The organism is Enterococcus spodopteracolus, assembly GCF_030441955.1.
Taxonomy (GTDB): domain Bacteria; phylum Bacillota; class Bacilli; order Lactobacillales; family Enterococcaceae; genus Enterococcus_B; species Enterococcus_B spodopteracolus.
This window is the reverse complement of sequence record NZ_JARJHD010000001.1, coordinates 424,438-449,322: the sequence shown is the minus strand read 5'-3', so window position 1 is coordinate 449,322 and position 24,885 is coordinate 424,438. Positions and strand designations below refer to the sequence as shown.

The following is a 24,885-nucleotide window of genomic DNA, read 5'->3' as shown; positions in this document are numbered from 1 at the left end:
AATGTTATGTCTATCAAATTAGTCGCTATCGATATCGATGGTACCCTTTTAAACGAAAAAAGAGAAATCACACAAGAAGTAAAAGAAGCAATTGCAAGCGCTGTGGAAAAAAACGTGGCGATCGTACTATGTACAGGTCGTCCGCTTCCAGGAGTCAAAAACCAATTGAATGAATTGGGATTATACCAAGACAACGATTATGTGATCACTTATAACGGTGCATTAGTCCAGCAAACAAAATCCGGTAAAATCATTGCTCGTCATGGCTTGACTTATGAAGATTTCTTGGAGATCGAAGTCATGGCCAGACGTGTGGGAAGTCATTTGCATTCGATCGATGATCAAACAATCTATACAACGAATCGTGATATCAGTCCCTATACTGTCCATGAAGCTTTTTTAGTCAACATGCCATTGAAATATCGGACAGCTGATGAAATGACACCTGATATGAGTATCGTGAAGATGATGATGATCGATGAACCAGCGATCCTAGATGCTGCCATCGCTCGTTTACCACAAACTTTCCGCGAAAAATATACGACTGTCAAGAGTTCACCTTTCTACTTTGAAATCTTGAACAAAGAAGCTAGTAAAGGCGCTGCTGTTGCTAACTTAGCCCAACATCTAGGAATCAAACAAGAGGAAATCATGGCGATCGGTGACAACGAAAATGATTTGTCGATGATCGAATACGCTGGATTAGGCGTGGCGATGGGAAATGCCGTTCCGTTGATAAAAGAAGCAGCTAATGTGGTTACTGCAACTAACGATGAACACGGTGTGGCCGAAGCAATCAAAAAATATGTCTTGTAAAAGTAATGAATAAAAACAGCTCATTTCGAAGACCGAGGTATCGGCTCTTTCTTATGAGCTGTTTTTTGTTCAATTTTGCTTCATCGCTAGCCATTTTTCCACTGCCCAACGATGACTTCCTCGTTTTAATTTTTCTAAGGCCGTTTCAGGAGTGACCCACCAGATCAATTGGTCTTTTTCGGTCGGTTCCCCTATCTTTTGCCAACTCTTTGCTACATAAAAATAGCCAGGATTGTGGAAGTAAGTTTTTCGATGGTTTGAGTAAAAATATTCCGCTGCTTCTCCTAGATAACAAGCAATCTCTGCGCTGATCCCCATTTCCTCCAGTAATTCACGAGAAATCGCTTCTTCATTTGTTTCCTGTCCCTCTTTTTCACCGCCTGGCAAAAAAAAGGCACCATTTGGCGCTTCGATCATTGCGATTTTCCCATGTGTTTCGACAATGATATACGCTGCGTAACGGTCTTGGTAATTTGCAGACTCGTCTTTTTCGCCAAACATTGGGTTTTCCATAGGTATTGTCCCTTCATCTTTTTCTTTCTATTCTACATGAGAGTTTTCTCATAAACAAGCACAAACCCATAGCGTACTTGAAATTTTTGATATGATAATGTGGAAAAGGTAAAATAGAAAGGAAGATATACTTATGAAAATGGCTCATACTTGCGTCCGTGTCAAAGATCTTGACGCTTCTTTAAAATTCTATCAAACAGCATTCGGCTTTGAAGAAAGTCGTCGCCGCGATTTTCCAGAAAACAAGTTTACGCTGGTTTATTTGACTTTACCAGGAGACGATTACGAATTAGAGTTAACTTACAACTATGATCATGAAGGCTATGATTTAGGAAACGGTTACGGTCATATCGCTATTTCAGTTGAAGACTTAGAAGCACTTCATGAAAAACATCAAGCAGCAGGCTTCAACGTGACTGACTTGAAAGGACTGCCAGGAACAGCTCCGTCTTATTACTTCGTTGTCGATCCTGATGGTTACAAAATCGAAGTCATTCGTACAAAATAAATAGAGCAACACTAAAAAACAGAGGATGTGAACACCGTGTGTCAACTTCCTCTGTTTTTTTGTTCTTAAAACCTCTTACTATTAACCGATCAATACGCTCTCTTCTGGATATTTGTACTTCGTCCCTACTTGATTTCCTTTTACAAGGATAGAGAAAAAGACGGTTAAAATCCCTACACGTCCGATATACATCAATGACATGATGAGCAGTTTGCCGACTTCTGTCAGATCTGGTGTCAACCCCATTGTCAAACCAACTGTTCCAAACGCTGAGAACACTTCAAAAGCAATATATTCGATGCCTGAAGTTTCTGGGATCGTCTCAGTCACCGACAAGACCATGATCGCCAACATACATAAAGACAATGTAACGAAAAACAACGTCAGTGCGCGAAGTACTGCTGCTGGGCGAATCGTTCGTCCAAAAGCTTCAGCTCTAGTTTTCCCATTAAATGTCGCATGCATTTGAATCAATAAGATGCCCAAAGTAGTGGTCTTTAACCCACCAGCTGTTGAACCTGATGTTCCACCGATATACATCAAGATCATTGTCAACATCAAGCCGGCATGACTCATTTGTAAATAGTCGATGGAGTAGTAACCAGCTGTTCTTGGTGTGACACTCAGGAAGAACGTATTTGCTAAACGTTCAAGATAAGTTCCTTCAACTAGATGGATCGCATTTTGTTCGGTAAAGAAAAAGACGATAAAACCACCCACCAATAAGCCGCCAGTGACAATCAATGCAATTTTTGAGTGAAGAGTGATTTTCTTTACTTTATGATAACTAAGTAGATCCCGCCAAACAATAAAACCTAATCCTCCAGCAATGATCAGTGCAGAGACCACCATTAAGAGATAGATGTTTGGCTGATCATTTGCTAAGCTATCCCCTAACAAATCAAATCCAGCATTACAAAAACTTGATACGGCATGGAAGATGCTGTACCAAATCCCTTTTGTCCATCCGTAAGTCGGTACAAATGTAAAACTCAAGGCAAGTGCTCCCAGCCCTTGGATGACCATTGCGAATTTCAAGATATAGAGCATCAAACTCATAACACCTGACATGATTTCAAGATTCAATGCTTCTTTCAGTAAGATCCGCATACTAAAACTGACTTTTTTCTTCGCTACTGCAAAGAAAATAATGGGGATCATCATAAAACCTAAACCACCGATCTCGATCAAAACCATGATCAGAAACTGACCGGCTTCATTCCAATGCGCCGCAGTGTTCAACGTAGTCAAGCCAGTGACACAGACGGCTGAAGTTGCAGTAAATAATGCATCAATATAATTCGTCGGTTCGCCACTTTTACTAAAGAAAGGCAAAGTAAGTAAACTGCCACCAACTAAGATCAAAAGAAAAAAGCCAACAGCAATCAATTGAACTGGTGACAGTTGTTTTGTTATCCTCTGTTTCATTCGAATCACTCCTCTAAGACCGTTAGCTACCTTCGCAACGAACAAATGAAGTAGCTATTGCTCTCACGGATGTAAAAGTAAGTCCGCCAAACGCTCGCTCTCTTTTCATCCCTTATCTTACCCTGTTTTTCTTCTTCCAGCAAAGAATTTGAGTCTTTTTCCTCCTTTATACCTGTTCGTTTGATACACATGCTTTTGAACAAACAATAGAAACGCTCAAATAAGTTCTACAAAAAGAAAAAACTCCTGATAAGAAGCCATAAACGTCCGAAATTAGTTAAAGATAATTTACGACATTTATGGCCTATTCTTCGGAGCTTAGAACTGTAGCTCGAATGAACGAACAACGTGACTAATTTGCTCGGATGGCTTAGCTAATCAGCGTTCCCCATATTTTTCACTTTGATCAAGCGAGTCACTTCCGCACGTTCATTTTCTTCTAACTTCATCTTGATATAATAGATCGTTTCTTCTAGTTGTGGGATCGTCATGTACTCTAACGCATTCACTCTGCGCCGTGTTTTTTCGATCTCACCGGCCATGAGTTGACAGGTTTTTTCGATCTCTGTCAACTCAAGGAGTTTAGGCAGAAATGAGGTAAAACGATCGATCGAACGGTCTAATTCTGCATTGGAATTCAAATAGCCATAATCCACCGGTGCTTCGCCTAGCTGTTCGTCATATTCAAAATTCATGATCGGTACTTTGACGCTCATGATGTTTTTTTCGATAACAGCTAACTCGACATTTTCAGCCGGTAGTACAAACAATTCATCAATGAAGGCTTCAGGTAATGAAGCTTTCGCAAGGACAAAATCGCTCATAGCTGCTGTCATTTCTTTTTCCACTATTTGGCGCAGTTCATTGTTCTTACGGATCAGTAGGATGAATTGACGCATCAATTCATCCTGCTTATCCTTCAACAATTTGTGTCCTCTTGTTGCAGTTGTCAATTGTTTTTTGAGTCGTGTCAATTCCATTCGTGTCGGATTAACATTTAATCGAACCATCAGACACTCACTCCCCTTCTGGCAGGTACTGGTCAAGCAGATCGTCTTTGATCCGTTTTAATTCTGTTCGTGGAAGCATGGCTAAAAGTTCCCATCCTAGATCCAGCGTTTCAGTGATCGAGCGGTTGGTATAAAAACCTTGATTGACATATTCTTTTTCAAAACGTTCCGCAAACTTAGCATAGATTTTGTCCACGTCTGACAACGCCGATTCCCCTAAGACAACAGCTAATTCTTTTGCTTGTTTGCCTTGGGCATACGCCGCAAATAATTGGTTCATCGTCGCTGCATGATCTTTTCTAGTTTTCCCTTCACCTGTCCCTTTATCTTTCAAACGTGAAAGCGAAGGTAGGACATCGATCGGTGGTTGGATGCCGCTCTTATACAATTCCCTCGTCAAAATGATTTGTCCTTCTGTGATATAGCCAGTCAAATCAGGGATCGGATGTGTCTTATCATCTTCTGGCATGGTCAAGATCGGGATTTGTGTCACAGAACCCTTTAATCCTCGAATTCGACCAGCACGTTCATATAAAGTTGCTAAATTCGTATAAAGATACCCTGGATAGCCACGACGACCAGGCACTTCACGACGGGCAGCAGAGATTTCTCGTAATGCTTCGGCGTAGTTAGTCATATCTGTCATGATGACTAACACGTGCATCCCTTTTTCATAGGCGAGATATTCAGCCGCGGTCAATGCCATACGAGGCGTTGCGATTCGTTCGATGGCTGGGTCATTTGCTAAGTTCATGAACATCACCGAACGATCGATTGCTCCCGTCTGACGGAAGTCTTTCATAAAGAATTCTGCTTCTTCAAAGGTGATTCCTATGGCAGCAAAAACAACTGCAAAATCATCAGAAGAGTCTAATACCGTCGCTTGTCTCGCAATTTGAGCAGCTAATTCTTTGTGTGGCAAACCAGAGCCGGAAAATACCGGCAATTTTTGTCCTCTGACCAAAGTGTTCAGGTGATCGATTGCTGAGATACCTGTTTGGATAAACTCATCAGGATAATCACGAGCCACCGGGTTGATCACTTCTCCATTGATGTCCAAGTATTTTTCTGGTAGGATTTCTGGCCCATTGTCTTTTGGACGACCTAATCCGTCAAATACGCGACCGATCATGTCTTCAGAAACCCCCAACTCTAATGGATGCCCTAAAAAGCGGACCGTTGAATCTCTAAGATTGATCCCACTAGTTCCTTCAAAAATTTGGACCATCGCTTTGTCTTCTTGTACTTCAAGTACTTGTCCACGACGAATCTCGCCATTTTGCATACGAACTTCGATCAATTCTTCATATTTCACCCCAGCGACTTTCTCGACCGCCATCAAAGGACCGACCACTTCACCAATTGTTCGATATTCTTTAATCATCGGTCATTCCTCCTTCTGAAACGATTGCTTGGATCGTTGGTTTGATATTCGCTTGGATTTCATCTAATTTCTCTAATTCTGTTTCTGGCACGAATTTACTACGACCGATTCGTTCTCTCAATCCCACAGTTCCTTTCATGATCTCACTGAGATAAGCACCTAATGAAATCGCCTGGCGTGCTTCTTCACCAAAAGATAGGATCAATTTCAACATCTTGAATTGTTTTTCTCTAGAAGTAAATGTATCCACCTCATCAAACGCATTTTGTTGTAAGTAATCTTCACGAATGGATTTTGCTACTTCAAGCGTCAAGCGATCATTATCTGAAAGGGAATCGACACCAACAAGACGCACGATTTCATTCAATTGCTCTTCTTGTTGCAAGATACGCATTCCTTCTGCCACCATCTCTGCCCAATTCTCTTGTAGGATCTGATCCATATAACGTCCTACTTCTGACGAATAAAGAGAATAGCTTTGAATCCAATTGATGGATGGAAAATGACGCTTCTGCGCCAGACTGGAATCTAATCCCCAGAATACTTTCACAACACGCAACGTATTTTGAGTCACTGGTTCAGAAACATCTCCACCAGATGGTGAGACCGCACTGATCGCTGTAATGCTTCCTTCACGTTCGTCACTACCTAAAGCAATGACACGTCCTGAACGTTCATAGTATTCTGCTAAACGAGAACCTAAATATGCAGGATAGCCTTCATCACCAGGCATTTCTTCTAAACGTCCACTCATTTCTCGCAATGCCTCTGCCCAACGAGAGGTCGAATCTGCCATAATCGCCACATCATACCCCATATCTCGGAAATATTCCGCAATAGTGATCCCTGTATAGATTGATGCTTCCCGTGCGGCTACTGGCATATTTGATGTATTGGCAATTAATACGGTACGTTCCATCAATGATTCACCTGTATTAGGATCAATCAATTCTGGAAACTCATTCAATACGTCCGTCATCTCATTACCACGTTCACCACAACCAACATAAACGACCATATCGACATCTGCCCATTTAGCAATTTGGTGCTGGACAACTGTTTTACCAGCTCCAAAAGGGCCAGGTACAGCGGCAGCTCCGCCTTTTGTCACTGGGAAAAAGGTATCGATAACACGTTGCCCCGTGATCATTGGCGCGTCCGGATTCAATTTTGCTTTGATCGGACGACTACGTCTAACAGGCCATTTTTGCAACATCGTCAATTCTCGCAAATCATCTTCTGTTTCGATGACACAAACCACTTCATCGATCGTAAATGATCCCGCTTCGATTTTTTTGATTTTTCCTTTGACACCATGAGGTACCATGATTTTGTGTCGGATGATCTTTGTTTCATCCACCACACCTAGAACATCTCCAGTACTGACTTCTTGCCCGACTTCAGCAGTTGCTTCAAACCACCATTTTTTTTCATGGTCTAACGCTGGTAATTGGACACCACGACTTAAAAAGTTGCTTTGCGTGATCTCCATGAACGTATCCAATGGCCGTTGGATCCCATCAAACATTTGTGAAATGATCCCAGGTGCTAACTCAACAGATAACGCTTCACCTGTTGAACGAACGGGCTCACCAGGACCGATCCCTGAAGTTTCTTCGTATACTTGTATCGATGCGACATCTCCGCGCATCTCAATGATTTCACCGATGACTCCTAGCTCTCCCACTAAGCACATATCTTGGATACTTGCATCTGACATATTTTTTGCCATCACGAGAGGGCCGGAGACTTTTATGATTTTTCCAATTTGCAATGCACTATCTCCTTTACATTCTATAAGATATTTTGTCCAACTGCTTTTTCCACACTCTTTTGGATTTCTGCTACGCCGATCCCCATCGTTCCTTGATGGCTAGGGATTAGGACAATTGCTGGCGTCATCGATTCTTTGTAACGTTCAATCGTCTCAGGTGTCATCGTCGCCGATTGTTCTGTGACATAGATCACTCCATAGGCGCTTTTTGCCATTTGTTCGATTGCGCGCCTCACTTCTTGTGGCTCTGTCGCATAGTGCACATCAAACCCAAATAACTTAAATGGTAAAACAGAATCTTTGTCGCCAACGACACCGATTTTATGCGTCATAGACTTGTCTCACCCTTTCTCTGATTGTTTCATTGTCAAAGTGATTTTTCTTACCGATCACTAATAACCGAAGATTTTTACTCTCAATTTCTTTTGCATTCAAGAAAGCAAGTAAAGGCAACGGGCCAAAAGCCTGCGTTTGTGCGGCTTCATACAGCGAAGATAAGTAATCGTCTTTGATTTGTTCTAATCGAACAAAATCTAGTTCTCCTTCATGGATCGCAGGTTCGATCAATTGACGATAATCTGTTGTTTGCAGAAAGTTCAAATAGGTATCCAACTCGCTTTTGACGAAACTCAAAAACGTTTCTTTCGGGATACTGCCAGAACTTGAAAGTACTGCGGTCATAAATCCGCTGGATCGTTGTTGCAAGATACCGCGTGCCATCGTCGTGATATTAGTCAAATCAATAAACGCAATGATTTCTTCCAGTAATTCCGGATACCCAAGTTTCTCTCCAAGACGGCGTTGCTCTGTCAAGAAATAGCGATCATAGATAACATCGATTCCTTGTAACACAGAGGATTCTTCGCAATATTCATGGACTTCACGAATACTATCCATCAACTGCGAAGGCAATTCTGTAGAGGCTTGTGTATGGATTGCTTGCTTTAACGCTTCGCATGAATAAAAACCATCGTTACGGTACAGGTGATCCAGATTTTTGCCCGTCATCTCAGCTTTTGTCAGGACTTTTAAATTATGGAACGTATAACGCATCGTATAGATCCAAACGACTTCAGGTTCTGGCGCCGACTCTTTCAACCAGGTAAATAGTTTGCCCGATTCAGCCAACAGATTTTCCTCAAAGTCCCGTTCAAAACCTTCGTAGATATAAGGATGATAAATCGTTGTCTTTAACATTTCGCCTAATGCGTCTAATGATTTCGCCTGGATCATGCGATCAAAGTCTTCTTTTGATAAAAGTTCTAATTCTCTTCCACGAATCAAGGGATTTAATTCATGATAATCCATTCATCGATCCCTCCTTACTCGAATAGTTGTTTCGCAATTTCAAAGCGCATTTGTTCTTGCACTTCTTGTACTAGATCACTATAGACCAAGTTGTATTGTACACCTTGGTCATCAATCAAAAATCCTGCTTCTTTGGCAATCCTTCGATCGCTTAGATGCAAGGTAAAAGGTAACTGTTGATTCCACTTTGTCACTACTTCATTAGTTAAAATGGCAGCAGATTTTTCTCCGGCTAATAAAGTAACATCACCAGATAAGGATAAATTCTGTACCATTTTGAACATGATGGCAAGTTGATCTTCTCCTGGCCAATTTTCTAATTCTTGACGTGCTTCAGCAAACAAACGATGTAAAAATTCTTGTTTTTCATTGAGTGTTGCTTGACGCACTTCCACCTGTTGGCGATTTCTTAATTGACGGTAACTCTTTTCGATTTCTTCAAGCTCTTTCGATTTTTGCTTTTCATTGTCTGCTTCTAAACGCGCACGCTCGATTTTGAACTGCTGATCGATTTTTTCACGTTCTGCTTTTTCAAACGCCGCTCGTTCTGCTTCAGCTGTTTCATTCATTTGACGAATGATATTATCAATGGCGTTCATTGTTTTTCCTCCTTGTTTAAGCATTCAATACTAATAAGAAAGAAATAACGAAGCCTAAGATTGCATAAGTTTCAACCATTGCGGCAAAGATAATTCCTTTAGTTGCGTGTTCTGGTTTTTTCGCTAAGATCTGGATACCTGCAGCAGATACTTTCCCCTGAGCAATCCCAGAAAACAAACCTGTAAAGGCGATTGGTAAAGATGCGCCTAAAAAATTCAGCCCTTGCACAACCGACATATCTGCATTTAAATTGATAAAGATCAAGAAGGCGATTACGAATCCATAAAGTCCCTGTGTTCCGGGAAGTAATTGTAAAATCAACGCTTGTCCGAATTTCTCCGGTTGACTTGTCGTCAATGCAGCTGCGGCTTCACCGGTCATCCCCACACCTTTCGCTGATCCGATCCCTGAAAAGATCGTGGCCGTTGCCATCGCTAATACCGCAAACACCATTCCACCATTTTGAGCAATTAAGTAATCCATCATTTTTTAAAATTCCTCCAATTTTTTTACTTTTTCTTATGATTGATATTGACATATTTTTCCGCTGTTTTCAGTGGATCGAAGGCCCGTCCGCCTCCGGAATAAAACTTGCCGAAAAATTCGACATATTGTAATCTCGCGCCATGCACGTAGGCACTAAGCAAGGTCAAGAACATATTCAATGCATGTAAAGCGATGATCAATAAGATCCCGACACTAAAACGTGCGGCTGGCGGCATGAAAGCAACCAACATATTGAAGGCAGCGCCGATACTCCCACCAGAGATCCCCAAAGCCATCAATCGTGTATAACTCACTAGATCACCGATATAACCAGTCAAACCATACAAATTATAGGCTCCTTTTGCAGCACCTTTGGCTTTAGATGAAGATTGGAAAATCGGAATGACCAAAATACATAGCGCTGATAAAATCGCTAATCCTGCACCTAGATAAACAAAAATCGGGTTTTTAAGAATCATACTACCAAGCAATATAAGGACGACTCCCACTAAAATCCCTTGCCAGGCAAATCCATCATTGATCGCATCCACGTAATCTTTGCGCTTGATATGCTCTTTCGCTGCAAGAAACAATCCGACTAAGATTTGGATAAGCCCAAAAATGACAGACAAGACTAAAATCGTATTGACATCATCTGTTGTAGACAACAATGGGAAGGGTAAGTGGATACCTAATACTTCGGTCGGTAACGCTTGTCCAAAGAAGGAACTATAAATAAATCCCCAGATGATTGACGGAATCGCTAAGATTTCGAAAAACTTAGCAAATCGCTGCATTCCTCGAGGCAATACCAACAATTTTCGCGCAATGATTGCGCCTATAAGCATGAGTAAACCATAACCAATATCAGCCACCATCATCCCGAAAAAGACAAGATAAAATGGCGTCATCCATGGTGTCGGATCAATTTCATGATACTTAGGTAAACTATACATTTCCGTCAGCATTTCAAAAGGTGCCACTATTGGATGGTTCTTCAATTTCGTTGGTACTTCTTGATCGATCTCTTCTTCGGTGGGCGCTTCAAAGCTAAGAAAGACTTCATCAGCAGACAACGTATTTTCTACCTGCTGGATCAATTCTTGCTTTTCGTCCTCGCCGACCCATCCTTGGAGAACGATCAGGTAAGGCGCCATGACAAACCGATCCTTCACTGCTTCTCGTTCTGCCATTGCCAATAGGATTTCTTCTGCCCATTCCAATTCTTGGATGTAACTGCTACAGCGACCGATTTTGATTGCTAATTGTTTTTGTGCTTCGTAACAAGCTTGCAACTCTTGCTTGATTTTCTGTAGCTGTTCTTTTGGCGTTTGCTCATAAGGATATGCTTCTTTGACAAAACCATAACGAGTAGCAATCTCATCGACAATAGATGCTGAATTTTTGAGCACCACGTAAGTCAAGTAAACGAAGTGATCTGTTTCACTGACTTCTTCCACATAGACCTCTGGAACTTTTGCTAATGCTTCTCTAAATTCTGTCGCATTAGCAACACTGATCGTTCCCATCTCAACTGTTGTTTGGTGACTACTAAAGCTTTGCGGCATAAAATCCAGATTTGCCCAATGTGTCAACCAGTCTTCCTGCTCTGACAGTTGTTCTCGTTGTTCTGCCAATGTTTCCCATTGTTTCTTTAAGTCTAATATTTCAGTTAAACGCTTCGTAAAATCTTCTTCCGAATAATTTGCTTCTAGTTCCTGCAAGGTCACTTCTCTTCGTTTGAGGTGTTGTTTCTTTTGTTGTTTGTCCCCATGATGATCAATGAATTGAACAGCTTCTCTTGTTTGCATGATCCGACTAGTAAGCGCATTGACGATCGGTTCTTTTTCGAAAATCGCTGCCTTAGGAAAATAAGTATCCACCCATTGATTATTTGTCGTTTCTTGAAAAAGATCGCGAATCTCTACATTTTGGATACCTTGGATTGCTTGTAATAAGGCATCCTGATTTTGTTTATCGGAAATAAGAGTCACTTTTTCCATCTTAGTGACGGCCATAGGTTTCTTTCACCCTTTCAATGATCGCGTCAACTGCTTGCTGACGTTGCTTCTCATATTGTTCTTTTACGATGGATTGCAATCGTCTAGCATCTTCGTTCAATTTATTTTTTTCAGCAATAGCTTTTTGCTTTTCCGCTCGTTTTTTTTCTTCAAACAACTGTTCCAAATGTTGTTTTTGACTTGCACGAAATTGATCCAATTCGACATCTTTTGCTTCTTTATAATCTTTTAACTCTTGCTGAAGCTTTTTCATCGCTTGTTCATTTTCTTTTTCAGCTTGTTTGATTTTTTCCAAGGCTTCTAGCATATTCCCCACTTCCTTTCTCTAAAAAAAGAGGGACATCCTTTCTTTTTTCATTGAAAGTATGTCCCTCTAAAAATAACTTCAGATAATCTAGGCACTTTCAAAAAAATGTTCTTCTCACCCCTTGAAGAACTAGATCCTTGAAGCTTGCGCCCAACCATTTATATATTTCTTACTTATAAGTATAACAAATTCAGATAAAATTTCAACTAACAGATCCCTTTTTCCTTTCAGAAAGTTCACAACTGACAGTAAATGAGCAACTTTAGATAAACATTCTACCTATTATATAATTACGTACGTTTTCCAAAACAAATATTTTAATTTTTTTTAAACTATTGCTAAAATAGAAATAGTTTATGAATGGAGGAAATCGTATGCATCAAAAAATTGGTATCGCGGCCAATCAATTACTGCGGGCTACAGAAACATTTCAAGGAAATCAAGTCACTTACACCCCGCAAGGTTTTGTTGATGCGGTACAGCAAGCAGGGGGCTTGCCTTTGCTTTTCCCTATTTCTTCCACAGAAAGCGCTCGTGACTACATTCAGCTCGTCGATAAGCTACTCCTTGCTGGTGGTCAGGATATCAGTCCTTCGCTCTACAATGAAGCGCCTCACCCTAAATTGACAGAAACAAACCTGAATCGGGATCTATTTGAACAGGCGTTGATCAATGAAGCATTAAAACAAAATAAACCGATCTTAGCTGTGTGTCGTGGGATGCAATTATTGAATGTAACGTTAGGAGGGAATCTTTACCAAGACCTTACGTTATATCCAAATTGGTCAGTGAAACATGAACAACAACCAACCCCCCCACAATTTGCTACGCATGAAATCACAGTCGAACCAGATAGTATACTCCACGAAGTATTACCTACTTCTTATTTTGTAAATTCTTATCATCACCAAGCAATCAGAGATCTTGCTCCCACACTAAAAGCAACAGCGTATTCTCCTGATGGATTGGTGGAAGCTGTTGAAAGTAAAGGATCCGACCAACGAATACTGGGTGTTCAATGGCATCCTGAGCTTATTCATCAAAAAAATCCACTCGATCAAAAATTATTTGATTATTTTGTACAATCGTTATGATTGTTACAAACGAAATGAAAAGCCCGTCTAGCAGGAACATGTTGTTTCGGCTAGACGGGCTTTCATTCATTTTATGCAAGGCACATCAACCAGCAGTTACCTTCTACGATACTCAAGCAGCTGTTTCAATTGCTGGATTTGTCGCTGCAATTCGCTCCCTTTTGTCGTATCACGATTTAATTTTCGTGGCAACTGTTGATCAATGACCTTTTTAACTTCTGCCAAGCCATTGGCTGTTTCAAATTGTTCCTCGATGCCTAAAAATGGGTAGTGGGTCACAATTTGAAAGCCATAAGAGTTGCATAGCAACGAATACCCTGCAATACCTGTTGTTCTTTGATAGGCCTTTGATAAACCACCGTCAATCACGAAAACTGTTCCGTCCGCTTTGATTGGTGACTCCCCTTTTTTCACTTTGACTGGTGTATGTCCATTGATGATCACTGAACCATAAACAGGTACACCGAACTCACGCCTCACTTTTTGACTTAACCATTCTTTGTCTCGTAATCGATAGTAAGCATTGCTGACTTCCACATGCGTTTCTTTTTCTGCTAAATAATAACGCTCAAACGTAGCCATCTTACTTTTACCAAACAACGGCGAGTAAGGTCCACTCCATGCATACCAAATCAAATCAGTCGCTAAGTCTTCTTTTTTCTTCAGTGATTTAGCACTTTCACGAATCTGTTCTTCAAAAAATGCCATCAATTGTTTCCCTTGATACGTCTCACTCCCAAGTTTAAAACTTAGAAACTCACCATGTTCATCTACTGGCATACAGCCATGAAATAAGATACTTTGGTTCGTGACGAGATACATCCTACCTTTTTCTAAAAGGAAATCCATATGTTTTTGCATCCGGAGTGAATGTTGAAAAGAATACAGCAACATATCGATCACTCGTCGTTCGTCTGCCGTTAAACGATCCGGTTCCTGCGCAGAAATCGTCTGGAAACATGGGTGATGGATCGTATACTTTTGACCATCCAGAAATAACTCATTTTTTTCATAATCGATATTCGCTAACATATCCCGTTCCGCCATCTCAAATTCTGGTCGTCGTTTCAGCAATTGCGATTCTAGTTTGAATTGCATGATCACAAGCGCTTGATGGATTTTCTCCATCTCTTCTCTCTCGCGTTCCGTTGCGTCTTGGCTATTCTTAGGTGTAAACAAAGGGTTTGTCTGATAAGTTTCTGTCGCAAACGAACAAAGGGAACGCAGATTCAACGCGTACTCTTTTTCCAACTCGAATAAATAATTATACCGCGCAGCGATACGCAATAAGGTCAACAAACAAGTTTCCGAGCCACAATATGCTCCCAGCCATAAAATATCATGATTGCCCCATTGGATATCGATTGAATGGATCTCCATCAAGCGGTCCATCACTTTGGCGGCTTGTGTCCCCCGATCAAAGATGTCTCCGACCACGTGGACATGATCGATTACCATTCGTTGAATCGTCTGCGCTAACTTTTTTAAAAAGCGCTCTTCTTCATTCATCTCAAGCAACTGATCAACGATTTTACTCACATAAGATTTTTTCCCTTGCACACGATCATCGACATACAATAATTCCTCAATGATATAACTATATTCTTTAGGTAAGGCTTTTCTTACTTTTGATCTCGTATACTTAACAGAAGTGAATCGCAGTAACTCGATCAATTGATGGATCAACGTTGTTTTGTCTTGTTTTTTGTACCAGTCAGTCGCTAATGCGTATTCCGGATATGCAACAAAAATCGTTAATCGTTTCATCTCTTCTTCACTTAAACATTCTCGAAATAAATCTTTGATTTTCTCTCGTAGATTCCCTGAACCATTTCTCAATATATGATCAAATGCTGGAAACTCTCCATGGATATCACTTAAAAATAATTCGGTTCCTTTTGGTAGTTGTAGGATTGCTTCTAAGTTGATGATCTCCGTAATGACTTCTTCTTTTGTTGGGAATTTTTCTGACAATAATTCTAAATATTGATCCATCCAAACGCCTCCAAAATTGGTATACCTAAAATTATAGGATACATAATGGATATTTACAACAAAATTACTTTGATAAATAAAAAATAGGTACATATAAAATCGTGAATTTTTTGAATCAAACAAAAGCGCTCTAGGTATACGTCTAAAAGCAGCTCTTACGAAAATAAGCCGAGACACCCGAAAGTTGAAGAACAATTTTCGAGTGTCTCGGCTTATTTCTCATTGTTGAACATTTCTGTTACAACTTCAACATTTATTTCTTTTTGCGTTCATTTCTCATGATTGAAATCGATTGTTTCAATGACGTCCAAATACCACCTTCACTGTAAACAAGCACGTTTGATTTGTACATATTTGCGGACATGAACATCAATACGAATGTGATGATCACTAGGACGATCAAAGAAATCAAAACGCCACTTATTTCAACCGTTTCATTTGCCAAGCGGATCGGCATGATATATGAAGATAGGAATGGAATGTATGAAGTGATGCGGATCACGATATTATTCGGATCAGATGCACCAAGGATCAATCCTAACATATAACCACCTAAAGAAAGGTACGTCACTGGTAAAATCGCTTTTGCTGTATCTTCGGCTTTGTTGACCAGTGAGCCACATAAGGCAGCTAACACGGCGTAGATCAAAATCCCAAAGAACATAAATAGTAAAGAATACCATAAGAATGGCCCGAAAATACTATCCAAAGAAATCCCATCCAGTACACTTTTAACGATTTCCATATCTTTGAACTGGTTGAATCCTACAGCAAAAATGATACCGTATAAAGCCATTTGAGTGACTGCCACTAGCAGAACTCCTGTTAGTTTTCCATAAAAATGTTTTTGTGCAGTGGTACTAGACAAGATCACTTCCATGATTCTTGTCCCTTTTTCTGAAGCAATCTCTTGAGCGATGATCTGTGCATACGTCAAGATGATGATGAATAGAATGATCGTTGCGACATAACTGACTGCATATTGAACAGCTGAGTTATCTTCTCCTATCGTCATTTCACCATTTGCGTCAAAACTAACTTTTTGTCGTGAAAATCCAGCCGGTTGACTTAATGCAGCCACTTCTTCAGGAGAAATTCCTAAGCTACTTGCCCGCATCATCGACTGTAAACCAGTCAACTGCTGTTGGATCAACAGTTGTGTTGCTTGGCCTAATGAGTTTTCACTAAATAATTCTCCAGATACTTCTCCATTATCTGTCGTGACTACCATGTATGCATCGATCTTTTCGTCAGATAACTTACTTTTGGCTTCATCCTCCGATGAAAAAGCTTCAAAGTGGAAATCCCCCATATCGGATTGACTCAAATAATCAGTGATTTGTTGGTCTTCAGCAATCACGCCGATTTTATCTGTTTCACTGTTTTGTTGAGCAAAATTACCTGCTAAATAAATCACACCCATCAAGACAAACGGGACTAATATCATAATAATAAAAGAAATCGATTTGACATTTTTCAAATAGACATCTTTCGTGATGATCCAAAATTTACCCATGTAGCTCACCTGCTTTCATCTTGAAGATTTCTTCTAAAGTAGGCGGTTGTTGATTGAACATTGGAATATAGCCAAATTGTGTTGCACGGGTAAAGATCTCTTTTCCTACATCTGGATGATCCAACGTGATTTCCAATGATTGATCCTCCCGAAGGATCACTTTATTGACCCCAGCAATTCCCTCTATTTCTTGTTGTGACAATCCAGACTCCAAAAATAGCTTTGTTCGTCCAAATGCTTCTCGAATCTCGTGGACTTTCCCATTTAGTACCATCTTACCATTTCGAAGCATGATCAAGTGGTCACAAATCTTTTCAACATTATCCATGTTGTGACTAGAAAAAATGACACATGAGCCGTTTTTCTTCAGTTCGATGATTCCATCTTTGAGTAGCTCAGCATTCACTGGATCCAATCCACTAAAAGGTTCATCTAGAATAATCAACTTAGGTTCATGGATCAGTGTTGCAATCAGTTGTACCTTTTGTTGATTTCCTTTTGACAAGGACTTAACTTTATCTGTTTTTTTTCCTTTTACTTGAAATTTTTCCATCCAAAAATCGATCTTAGGTTCAATTTCTTTTTTTGTTTTTCCCCGTAATGCAGCAAAATAGATCAACTGTTCTTGAATCGATACCTTGGGATAAAGCCCTCGTTCTTCAGGTAAATACCCAATGATATCATAATCTTTTTCACTCAAATGATGGCCGTTCCATAGTACTTCTCCTTGATCTTGCGTCAAAAAATCTAAAATCAAACGAAAAGTCGTTGTTTTTCCTGCACCGTTTTGCCCAATCAATCCCATGATTTTCCCATCAGGTATTTGAAAAGAAACATGATCAACAGCTGTATAACTGCCAAATGTCTTAACCAAATCCTTTACTTCTAGCATTTTCTCACTCCTTCATCCTAAATTCCTCGATCCTTTACTGTACGATATGAAAATAACTTATACATAAGAACTTATGTTATTGTTTTTTATTGTACATATGAAAATGATAGGACACTTTACAGGTTTTGTAAAGCGCCCTCAGTTCAATTTTTATGCAGTTTATCGAAAACATTTTGTGCGACATTTTTTGGTAGACCAATTTCTTGTAACTCCTCAATTGACGCAGCGGTGATGTTTTTTAACGATTTGAACTCTTTCAACAACATTTTTTTTCGTTTTGGTCCTAATCCTTCAATTTCATCTAAGCGCGACGCAAAACTATTTTTACTACGTAACTGACGATGAAACGTTATTGCAAAGCGATGTACTTCGTCTTGGATACGTTGCAATAAAAAGAATTCTGGTGAATTTCGTTCGAGCGGAACCACTTTTAATTCATTCCCAAATAACAACTCATTGGTTTTATGCTTATCATTCTTAGCCATTCCAGCGACGGGGATATCGATACCTAATTGATTTTCTAATACATCCTTCGCTACATCGACTTGCCCTTTCCCCCCATCGATTAAAATCAGATCAGGCAATGGCAGTTCTTCTCGTATCACACGTGCATAGCGGCGGTAGATGACTTCTCTCATCGAAGCATAGTCGTCCGGTCCAACGACCGTTTTGATTTTGTATTTACGGTATTCTTTTTTTGCTGGTTTTCCATCGATGAATACCACCATCGCCGCTACGGGATCGGTTCCCATGATATTAGAGTTATCAAAAGACTCGATCCGGATGGGTGCTGGAATGTTCATCGCATTACCAAGGCGCTCGATCGCTCCGATTGTTCGTTCTTGTTTCCTAACGATCAAATCAAATCGTTCGTTCAATGCCACCCTTGCATTTTTATTGGCCAGTTCCACTAACTTTTTCTTCTCACCACGTTTTGGCTGGATGACCTTCGTCGCTAACAACGCCTCAACACTCGGTTGGTCAATCGTATCAGGGATCACCACTTCTTTTGGAATGAAATGTTCATTTTCTTGATAAAACTGTCCGATATAGGTTAAGAAATCTTCTTCTGCTTCATTATAAAAAGGAATGATCGATACATCTCGTTCGATCAGCTTTCCTTGACGTACAAAGAATACTTGGACACACATCCAGCCTTTATCAATGGCATAACCAAACACATCTCGATCAATCAAATCAGTGTTTGTCATTTTTTGTCTTGTCATGATCGTTTCAATGGCTCTGATTTGATCACGATACTCTGCTGCTTTTTCAAATTCCATATTTTCTGCAGCATTAGCCATTTTCTCTTTGATCTCCGCTTCGATCGTCTCATGACCACCATTCAAAAAGCGTTTGACTTCATTCACGATACTTGTATATTCCGCTGGATCTACATCAAAATAGTAGGGACATAAGCATTGACCTAAATGGTAATAAAGACAAGGTTCTTTTGTCTGAGTTGGTTTACACTTTCGTAAAGGGAATAAACGATCTAAAATCTTTTTTGTTTCATTCGCAGCCCCAACATCCGGGTAAGGCCCAAAATAAAAGGCTTTGTCTTTTAATACTTTACGAGTGATCACCAAACGAGGATATTTTTCATTCGTGATTTTTAAAAAAGGATAAGTTTTATCATCCTTTAACATAATATTGTATTTTGGATCATTCTTTTTGATCAGATTGATTTCTAGCAGTAATGCTTCAATGTTGGATTCTGTCACAATGTATTCAAAGTCCTCGATCTCACTGACTAATCGCTCCGTTTTCGTGTTATGACTTCCAGTAAAATAGGAACGCACACGATTTTTCAAGACTTTGGCTTTTCCTACATAAATGATCGTGCCGTTTTTGTCTTTCATCAAATAGCAGCCAGGCTGATCAGGAAGTAATGCAAGTTTATTTTTTATTCGTTCATTCATGGTGACTGCTCCTTTATATTTCTGATATCGCTATTATAACAGAGGTTGAGATAGAAGTATCAAGCGAAGAGACATAAGAAAAAGTTTGCGCGGTTTATTGTATAAATTTTTAAGTATCTTGTCTCCAAAAATAGATACTATTCTCTTCATCTGTGACTGTTTTGTACCACTTCTCTATACAGTTTCATGACTTCATTAGTCGCAAAAAAACCGAGACAGCAATCCATATGATTGTTGTCTCAGTCTGATGTGTTAATTACTTAATCTTATAAGTGTTGGGCAATCATTTGACGTAATTGATCTTTTGATTGAACACCGATTGCTTTTTCTACTACTTCGCCGTCTTTTTTCAAAAGTAATGTTGGAATACTCATGATCCCAAATTGTTGTGGTGTTTCAGGATTTTCATCAACATCCATCTTCACGATTCTGAATTCGTCTTCGTCATATTCTTCTTCTAACTGGTCTAAAATTGGCGCTTGCATTCGACAAGGTCCACACCAAGTTGCCCAAAAGTCGATTAAAACTAACCCTTTATCTGTTTCTTCGTTGAATGTTGCATCTGTAATTACTTGAGCCATATCAAAGACCTCCATTTATTAGTCTACTCTAAGTATAGCACTATTGGTACCTACATTCGAGCTATTTGCTTACCTTTAGTAAGCTTTATTTAAATTTAACAATTGTCGCACCATTACCCCCTTGATTTCCAGGAGCAAAATCGAAGCTCTTGACACTACGATGATTTTTTAAATAATCGGTAATCCCAGTTCTTAGGGCGCCTGTGCCTTTTCCATGAACGATCGTCACTTGAGGGTAGCCAGCCAAAATTGCCGCATCTAAATATAGATCGACTTCATTTAATGCTTCTTCATAACGTTTCCCTCGAAGATCAAGCTGGTTGGAGACGGTGGAATGAGCATCTGAGCGAACCGTATGGATCACTCGTTGTTGTGGTTCTTTTTGAGGAGCGATCGGTGTCAATTCACTTTCCGAAACGTTCATCTTCAAGATACCGATTTCCACTTGCCATTGGTTACCATTTTTGCGCAACAATGTTCCACGTTGCCCATAAGTCGTCACGAGTACTTCGTCACCTGGTTTCAATGTTTTCTGTTCTTTCGCTTTTTTCAAGACTTTATTTTTCTTTAATTGTTCTTCTTGATGCAAGTTGGCTAACTGTGATTTGGCATCGATCAATTGATGCTCTTTGACCGTACCTTGCCCCACTTGTTTTTGTAAATTGCGAATATCTGCGATGATTTTTTCTGCCTTTTCTTCTGCTTCAGAGACAAGTGCATTGGCTTTTTGTTTGGCTTTCGCCATTTCTTGTTCGCGCTCTTCAAAGAAGTAGCTATATGCTTCTTTTAAATCATTGTACAGACGTTGCGCTTCATCGACATAATGACGCATCTCTAAATATTCTGTTTCTGCCATTTTTCGACGATTCTCTAAATCAGTGATCATTTCATTCAAGTCTTGACTTTCATCGTTCATCAATTGCTTGGCTTCATCAATGACTTGGTTGTCTAATCCTAAACGACTTGAAATCTCAAAGGCATTACTTCTACCTGGCACGCCGATCAACAAGCGATAAGTGGGGCTAAGGGTGTCAACGTTGAACTCCATACTCGCATTGATGGTATTCGAGCGATTGTAACCATAGACTTTCAATTCAGGATAATGTGTTGTTGCCATCACATAGGCAGATTTCTTTCCTAGATCATCTAAAATAGCAATTGCTAGCGCTGCTCCTTCTTGAGGATCAGTCCCCGCACCTAATTCGTCAAATAAAACTAAGCTTTTTTCATTGACTTTGGAAAGGATATCCACGGTATTTGTCATATGTGAGGAGAAGGTCGATAAACTTTGTTCAATCGATTGTTCATCTCCGATATCAGCAAAAATATCTTCAAAGATCCCGATCTGACTTTCTTCATCCGCCGGGATCGGTAACCCTGCTTGCCCCATCAATTGCAATAAGCCCAATGTTTTCAACGTGATGGTTTTCCCACCAGTATTTGGTCCAGTAATGACGATTGCCTGATAGTTTTCTCCAATCGAAATATCATTTGGCACGACTTTTTCTTGATCGATCAATGGGTGTCTGGCTTGCTTCAAATCAACGATATTTTCTGTACTGATCGTCGGTACGATTGCCTTTAGTTCTTTCCCAAAGCGTGCTTTCGCATTCATCAAGTCCATTTTTCCAATGACATACGCATTGTGGATGATTTCTTGACGATGAGGAACCAACTCCGCCGACAACTCACTTAGAATACGTTGGATCTCATTGCGTTCAGCAATTTGATATTGACGCAAGCGATTGTTCAACTCCACGACTTGTTTTGGTTCAACGAATAGTGTTTGTCCCGAAGAACTTTGATCATGGACGACTCCACCAAACAAACCACGATATTCTTGTTTTACTGGAATAACATAGCGGTCGTTTCTCATCGTAATGATGGCATCGCTTAGGTATTTGGCATTTTTCCCACGAACGATCCCATCTAATTGTTCTCTGACTGCTTGTTCACTTCTACGGATATTATGGCGGATCGTCTTCAACTCTGGAGAGGCATCATCCGTCACTCGTCCATCATCGTCGATTGCTTCTTTCAAACGACGACTCAAGGATGGGATAGCGACTAATTGATCTGTCCAAAAATAAAGACGCTCAAACTCAATCTCGCTATCTGCTAAATCATCAATAAAACGTCGCAACTCACTAGTAGTTGATAAGACACGAGAAACTTGTGCTAGCTCGACCCCATTAAGGTCAGCACCGATTTCGATGCGTTTCATATGCGGACGGATATTCTCTAATTTGGGGATTGGGATACCGCCACGCAATCGTTGGACTTTTAGACCATCTTCTGTTTCTTCCAACCAATATCTGATCGTCTCTGCTTCATTCACTGGCACAAGCTGGGCTAATTCTTCTTGCCCTTGTGCTGTGATCACAAACTGTCGTACTTGTAGTTTTACTTTTTCAAACTCTAATGTTTCTAGAATGCGTTTGTTCATTTTTTTCACCTTACTTTCACTAAAAAAGAGGCCGATAGATGGCTAAGCAGTCTTCAAGACTAACCAACATCTTCATAGCCTCTGTCATTGACAAGAAATCATCTCTTACTTAGTTAATCACTTGTGTCACCCATAGATCATATATTTTATTTGCTAAAATAGGTGTTCGTTCAACCATAAAAGTTGCAAGATTATTGCCACTAAATTGGTTTTGGATAAATCCCACCGGAATAAATGTCAGTAAACGTAAAACTAGAACCAACGAAATATAGGTGATGATCACGGATAAAACCCCGCCAGCCACCCAGTCTAATTGCTTTAGTACAGGAATAAACGTCAACCCATGAGCGAATACCCCAATGAATCGTGTGACTAGCCAACCAACAAATAAAATGATCAAGAAAGCCACCCCTGCATAAAATGCTTCATCTAGTTTAAATGAAAAAGCTTGATCAAAAAAAACTAAGTTAGAATTGGCTGTTACCGCAGGATAAGGAATATATAATTGCAGATGATTGGCTAATGTTTTGTAATAGGTTTGTGCTGCTAGAAATGAGACAAAATAGCCAACTAGATAAATTCCCTGTAGCGCAAAACCACGACTGGCTCCAGAAAAAAATGCAATCAGCAAAATAAATAAAATCAAAAGACTAAGCATACATTCTTCCTTTCTCTTCTATAATAGTATCAATTCGAAGATCTTTGTTTGATTTGACCTTTTCGTTTTTCATTTAGAATCTGCTGTGCTTCCACATGATTTTTGATTTCATGGTCACTTCCATTTTCTTTCAATACTGCTCGTGCTTCATTTTCAATTGCTTCGATTCGTTTGATCCGATTTTCCATTTCTGTGAATCTCACCATTTTTTGTTTCAGTTCTGTGACTTCTTTTATTAAATTCAAATTTTTTTCCTGTCTTTTCAATTGATCGGAAAATGCATTGACTGCTAATAAAATAGCTGCTTGTTCATTGCCTAATTGAGGGGACAATTCTTTCAGTTCAGCTAATTGTTCATTGATTAATTTTGTGACCATATCCATATGCTGTTTTGATTCTTGCCCGATAATAGTATACGTTTGATCCGCAATCACCGCTTTATAGCGTGTTTTTTCATGTGCCATATGAATCTGTCTCCTCCTATTGCCAAAAATATTAACTAGTGTACCATATAGTTAAGCAATTAACCGTACACGAAAAACTTCATTATAAATACTTTACTATTATATGATAAACTTTGCAAAAATGCTATGTGTGCATTGATTTCAAATTAGCTGGATCTAGTCAAATACAAGTTTTCTTGCGACTGGATCGCAACAGGAGGAAAACATGAGTAACATTATCTTAAAAGTAACGAAAAATCAAATAAGTAAGATGAAAGAGGCGTATCGTCCATTTCTAGTACAAAAACCGATTCCATATACTCTTTTTTCAGCAAAAAAAAATGGCACAACGATCACTGCCTATACTTCTGGAAAAGTGATGTTTCAAGGCACCGGCGCCGAACAAGAAGCAGCGAAATGGGGAAACCCACTTGCAGCAAAAAATTCGACACAAACTAATTCTTCTTCCTTACCCAAAGATCTACAAACACTATCTGTTTTAGGGAGTGACGAAGTCGGCAACGGTAGTTACTTTGGCCCACTGACTGTTTGTGCTGCCTATGTCGATCAAACACAATTGAAAGAATTACGCACGTTAGGCGTCAAAGATTCAAAAGAATTAAAAGATGGACATATCATTCAATTAGCCAAAGTATTAAAGAACACGATCCCATATCAATTACTGGTTTTGCCACCAAAAAAATACAATGAGATCCAACCTACTTATAATGCAGTGAGAATGAAGGTCGCTTTACACAATCAAGCTATCCACTTATTGTTACAAAAAATAGCACCAGTCAAGCCGGATGCTATTTTGATCGACCAGTTCACACCGGAAGCCAACTTTAAAAAATACGCTCGTTTAGAAAAAAATCAACTCACCGAAAAACTCTACTTTGTTACCAAAGGTGAACAATATCATTTAGCTGTTGCTGCCGCTTCGATCATTAGTCGCGCAAGCTTTTTAGAAGAGTTGGACAAAGAATCTGCTGAACTTGGTCTCACGCTGCCTTCTGGTGCAGGTACAAAATCCGACCAAGTCGCTGCAACGATTTTAAAAAAAGGGGGCGAAGCTTTGTTAGCAAACTATGCAAAATTGCATTTTGCGAACACAGAAAAAGCCAAAAAATTAGTCAACTAACTATCCGTTTTAGCTTGTTCCACTTTTCTTTAAGTTCGATTT

At 39.7% G+C, this 24,885-nt stretch carries 23 protein-coding genes and 1 other annotated feature; of the genes, 4 read left to right on the top strand and 19 right to left on the bottom strand.

All coding sequences use genetic code 11. The features are described 5' to 3' along the window. Positions 1-6 precede the first annotated feature (6 nt). Positions 7-816 (top strand): sugar-phosphatase, encoded by an 810-nt coding sequence (yidA, locus tag P3R27_RS02115; RefSeq protein ID WP_010734853.1) that lies wholly within the window; start codon positions 7-9, stop codon positions 814-816. 69 nt (positions 817-885) lie between these two features. Here the strand turns inward: yidA and P3R27_RS02110 are convergent, their stop codons facing one another. Next, the gene (locus tag P3R27_RS02110; protein WP_126134239.1) at positions 886-1,329 is read right to left on the bottom strand and encodes an NUDIX hydrolase; all 444 of its coding nucleotides are present in this window, start codon (positions 1,327-1,329) and stop codon (positions 886-888) included. 133 nt (positions 1,330-1,462) lie between these two features. On the opposite strand from P3R27_RS02110, the gene gloA reads away from it, so the two are divergent. Continuing rightward, complete coding sequence (gene gloA / locus P3R27_RS02105; protein WP_010734851.1) at positions 1,463-1,837, top strand: lactoylglutathione lyase; 375 nt, start codon at positions 1,463-1,465, stop codon at positions 1,835-1,837. 81 nt (positions 1,838-1,918) lie between these two features. On the opposite strand, the gene P3R27_RS02100 is transcribed toward gloA, so the two are convergent. The 10 genes from P3R27_RS02100 to P3R27_RS02055 form a co-directional block, all read right to left on the bottom strand. After that, complete coding sequence (locus P3R27_RS02100; RefSeq protein ID WP_126134240.1) at positions 1,919-3,265, bottom strand: TrkH family potassium uptake protein; 1,347 nt, start codon at positions 3,263-3,265, stop codon at positions 1,919-1,921. A gap of 374 nt (positions 3,266-3,639) precedes the next feature. Further along, positions 3,640-4,275, bottom strand: coding sequence for a V-type ATP synthase subunit D (locus tag P3R27_RS02095; RefSeq protein ID WP_104871768.1), 636 nt, complete (start codon positions 4,273-4,275; stop codon positions 3,640-3,642). A gap of 7 nt (positions 4,276-4,282) precedes the next feature. Next, positions 4,283-5,659: a V-type ATP synthase subunit B gene (locus P3R27_RS02090; protein ID WP_301356788.1), complete on the bottom strand. Its 1,377-nt coding sequence runs from the start codon at positions 5,657-5,659 to the stop codon at positions 4,283-4,285. Further along, positions 5,652-7,433, bottom strand: coding sequence for a V-type ATP synthase subunit A (locus P3R27_RS02085; RefSeq protein WP_126134241.1), 1,782 nt, complete (start codon positions 7,431-7,433; stop codon positions 5,652-5,654). Before P3R27_RS02085 ends, P3R27_RS02090 begins: the two co-directional genes overlap by 8 nt. A gap of 20 nt (positions 7,434-7,453) precedes the next feature. Next, on the bottom strand, positions 7,454-7,765 hold the full coding sequence (locus tag P3R27_RS02080) for a V-type ATP synthase subunit F (RefSeq protein WP_034687498.1): 312 nt from the start codon (positions 7,763-7,765) through the stop codon (positions 7,454-7,456). Next, on the bottom strand, positions 7,755-8,741 hold the full coding sequence (locus P3R27_RS02075) for a V-type ATPase subunit (protein WP_034687500.1): 987 nt from the start codon (positions 8,739-8,741) through the stop codon (positions 7,755-7,757). The genes P3R27_RS02080 and P3R27_RS02075 overlap by 11 nt, the downstream gene beginning before the upstream one ends. A 14-nt stretch (positions 8,742-8,755) precedes the next feature. Beyond that, the gene (locus P3R27_RS02070) at positions 8,756-9,340 is read right to left on the bottom strand and encodes a V-type ATP synthase subunit E (protein ID WP_126134242.1); all 585 of its coding nucleotides are present in this window, start codon (positions 9,338-9,340) and stop codon (positions 8,756-8,758) included. 16 nt (positions 9,341-9,356) lie between these two features. Beyond that, positions 9,357-9,827 carry a V-type ATP synthase subunit K gene (locus P3R27_RS02065; protein ID WP_010734843.1) on the bottom strand — a complete coding sequence of 157 codons (471 nt, stop codon included), beginning with the start codon at positions 9,825-9,827 and terminating at the stop codon, positions 9,357-9,359. A 23-nt stretch (positions 9,828-9,850) separates the two neighbouring features. Then, complete coding sequence (locus tag P3R27_RS02060; protein WP_034687506.1) at positions 9,851-11,845, bottom strand: V-type ATP synthase subunit I; 1,995 nt, start codon at positions 11,843-11,845, stop codon at positions 9,851-9,853. Further along, on the bottom strand, positions 11,832-12,155 hold the full coding sequence (locus tag P3R27_RS02055) for a hypothetical protein (protein WP_034687508.1): 324 nt from the start codon (positions 12,153-12,155) through the stop codon (positions 11,832-11,834). Before P3R27_RS02055 ends, P3R27_RS02060 begins: the two co-directional genes overlap by 14 nt. A gap of 108 nt (positions 12,156-12,263) precedes the next feature. After that, positions 12,264-12,311: a sequence feature (sodium ion sensor (DUF1646 type); this cis-regulatory element may regulate processes involved in with the transportation of sodium ions), on the bottom strand. Positions 12,312-12,529: 218 nt separating this feature from the next. On the opposite strand from P3R27_RS02055, the gene P3R27_RS02050 reads away from it, so the two are divergent. Then, a complete protein-coding gene (locus tag P3R27_RS02050; RefSeq protein ID WP_284592153.1) occupies positions 12,530-13,249 on the top strand; it encodes a gamma-glutamyl-gamma-aminobutyrate hydrolase family protein in 720 nt (239 codons plus the stop codon). 96 nt (positions 13,250-13,345) lie between these two features. On the opposite strand, the gene P3R27_RS02045 is transcribed toward P3R27_RS02050, so the two are convergent. From P3R27_RS02045 to zapA, 8 genes are all read right to left on the bottom strand, one after another. Continuing rightward, positions 13,346-15,244 carry a fructose-bisphosphatase class III gene (locus P3R27_RS02045; RefSeq protein WP_034687513.1) on the bottom strand — a complete coding sequence of 633 codons (1,899 nt, stop codon included), beginning with the start codon at positions 15,242-15,244 and terminating at the stop codon, positions 13,346-13,348. Positions 15,245-15,497: 253 nt separating this feature from the next. Beyond that, positions 15,498-16,760, bottom strand: coding sequence for an ABC transporter permease (locus P3R27_RS02040; RefSeq protein ID WP_010734838.1), 1,263 nt, complete (start codon positions 16,758-16,760; stop codon positions 15,498-15,500). Continuing rightward, positions 16,753-17,652 (bottom strand): ABC transporter ATP-binding protein, encoded by a 900-nt coding sequence (locus P3R27_RS02035; protein ID WP_034687515.1) that lies wholly within the window; start codon positions 17,650-17,652, stop codon positions 16,753-16,755. The genes P3R27_RS02040 and P3R27_RS02035 overlap by 8 nt, the downstream gene beginning before the upstream one ends. Before the next feature lie 143 nt (positions 17,653-17,795). Further along, positions 17,796-19,574: an excinuclease ABC subunit UvrC gene (gene uvrC, locus P3R27_RS02030; RefSeq protein ID WP_126134243.1), complete on the bottom strand. Its 1,779-nt coding sequence runs from the start codon at positions 19,572-19,574 to the stop codon at positions 17,796-17,798. A 266-nt stretch (positions 19,575-19,840) separates the two neighbouring features. Next, on the bottom strand, positions 19,841-20,155 hold the full coding sequence (gene trxA, locus P3R27_RS02025; protein ID WP_010734835.1) for a thioredoxin: 315 nt from the start codon (positions 20,153-20,155) through the stop codon (positions 19,841-19,843). Between the two features lie 85 nt (positions 20,156-20,240). Beyond that, the gene (locus tag P3R27_RS02020) at positions 20,241-22,601 is read right to left on the bottom strand and encodes an endonuclease MutS2 (RefSeq protein WP_271526029.1); all 2,361 of its coding nucleotides are present in this window, start codon (positions 22,599-22,601) and stop codon (positions 20,241-20,243) included. Between the two features lie 109 nt (positions 22,602-22,710). Further along, a complete protein-coding gene (locus P3R27_RS02015) occupies positions 22,711-23,259 on the bottom strand; it encodes a CvpA family protein (protein WP_010734833.1) in 549 nt (182 codons plus the stop codon). Between the two features lie 29 nt (positions 23,260-23,288). Further along, the gene (gene zapA / locus P3R27_RS02010) at positions 23,289-23,723 is read right to left on the bottom strand and encodes a cell division protein ZapA (RefSeq protein WP_034687522.1); all 435 of its coding nucleotides are present in this window, start codon (positions 23,721-23,723) and stop codon (positions 23,289-23,291) included. A gap of 205 nt (positions 23,724-23,928) precedes the next feature. Between zapA and rnhC the strand changes: the two genes are divergently transcribed. Then, positions 23,929-24,843, top strand: a complete 915-nt coding sequence (gene rnhC / locus P3R27_RS02005; protein ID WP_034687524.1) for a ribonuclease HIII — start codon at positions 23,929-23,931, stop codon at positions 24,841-24,843. Positions 24,844-24,885 lie beyond the last annotated feature (42 nt).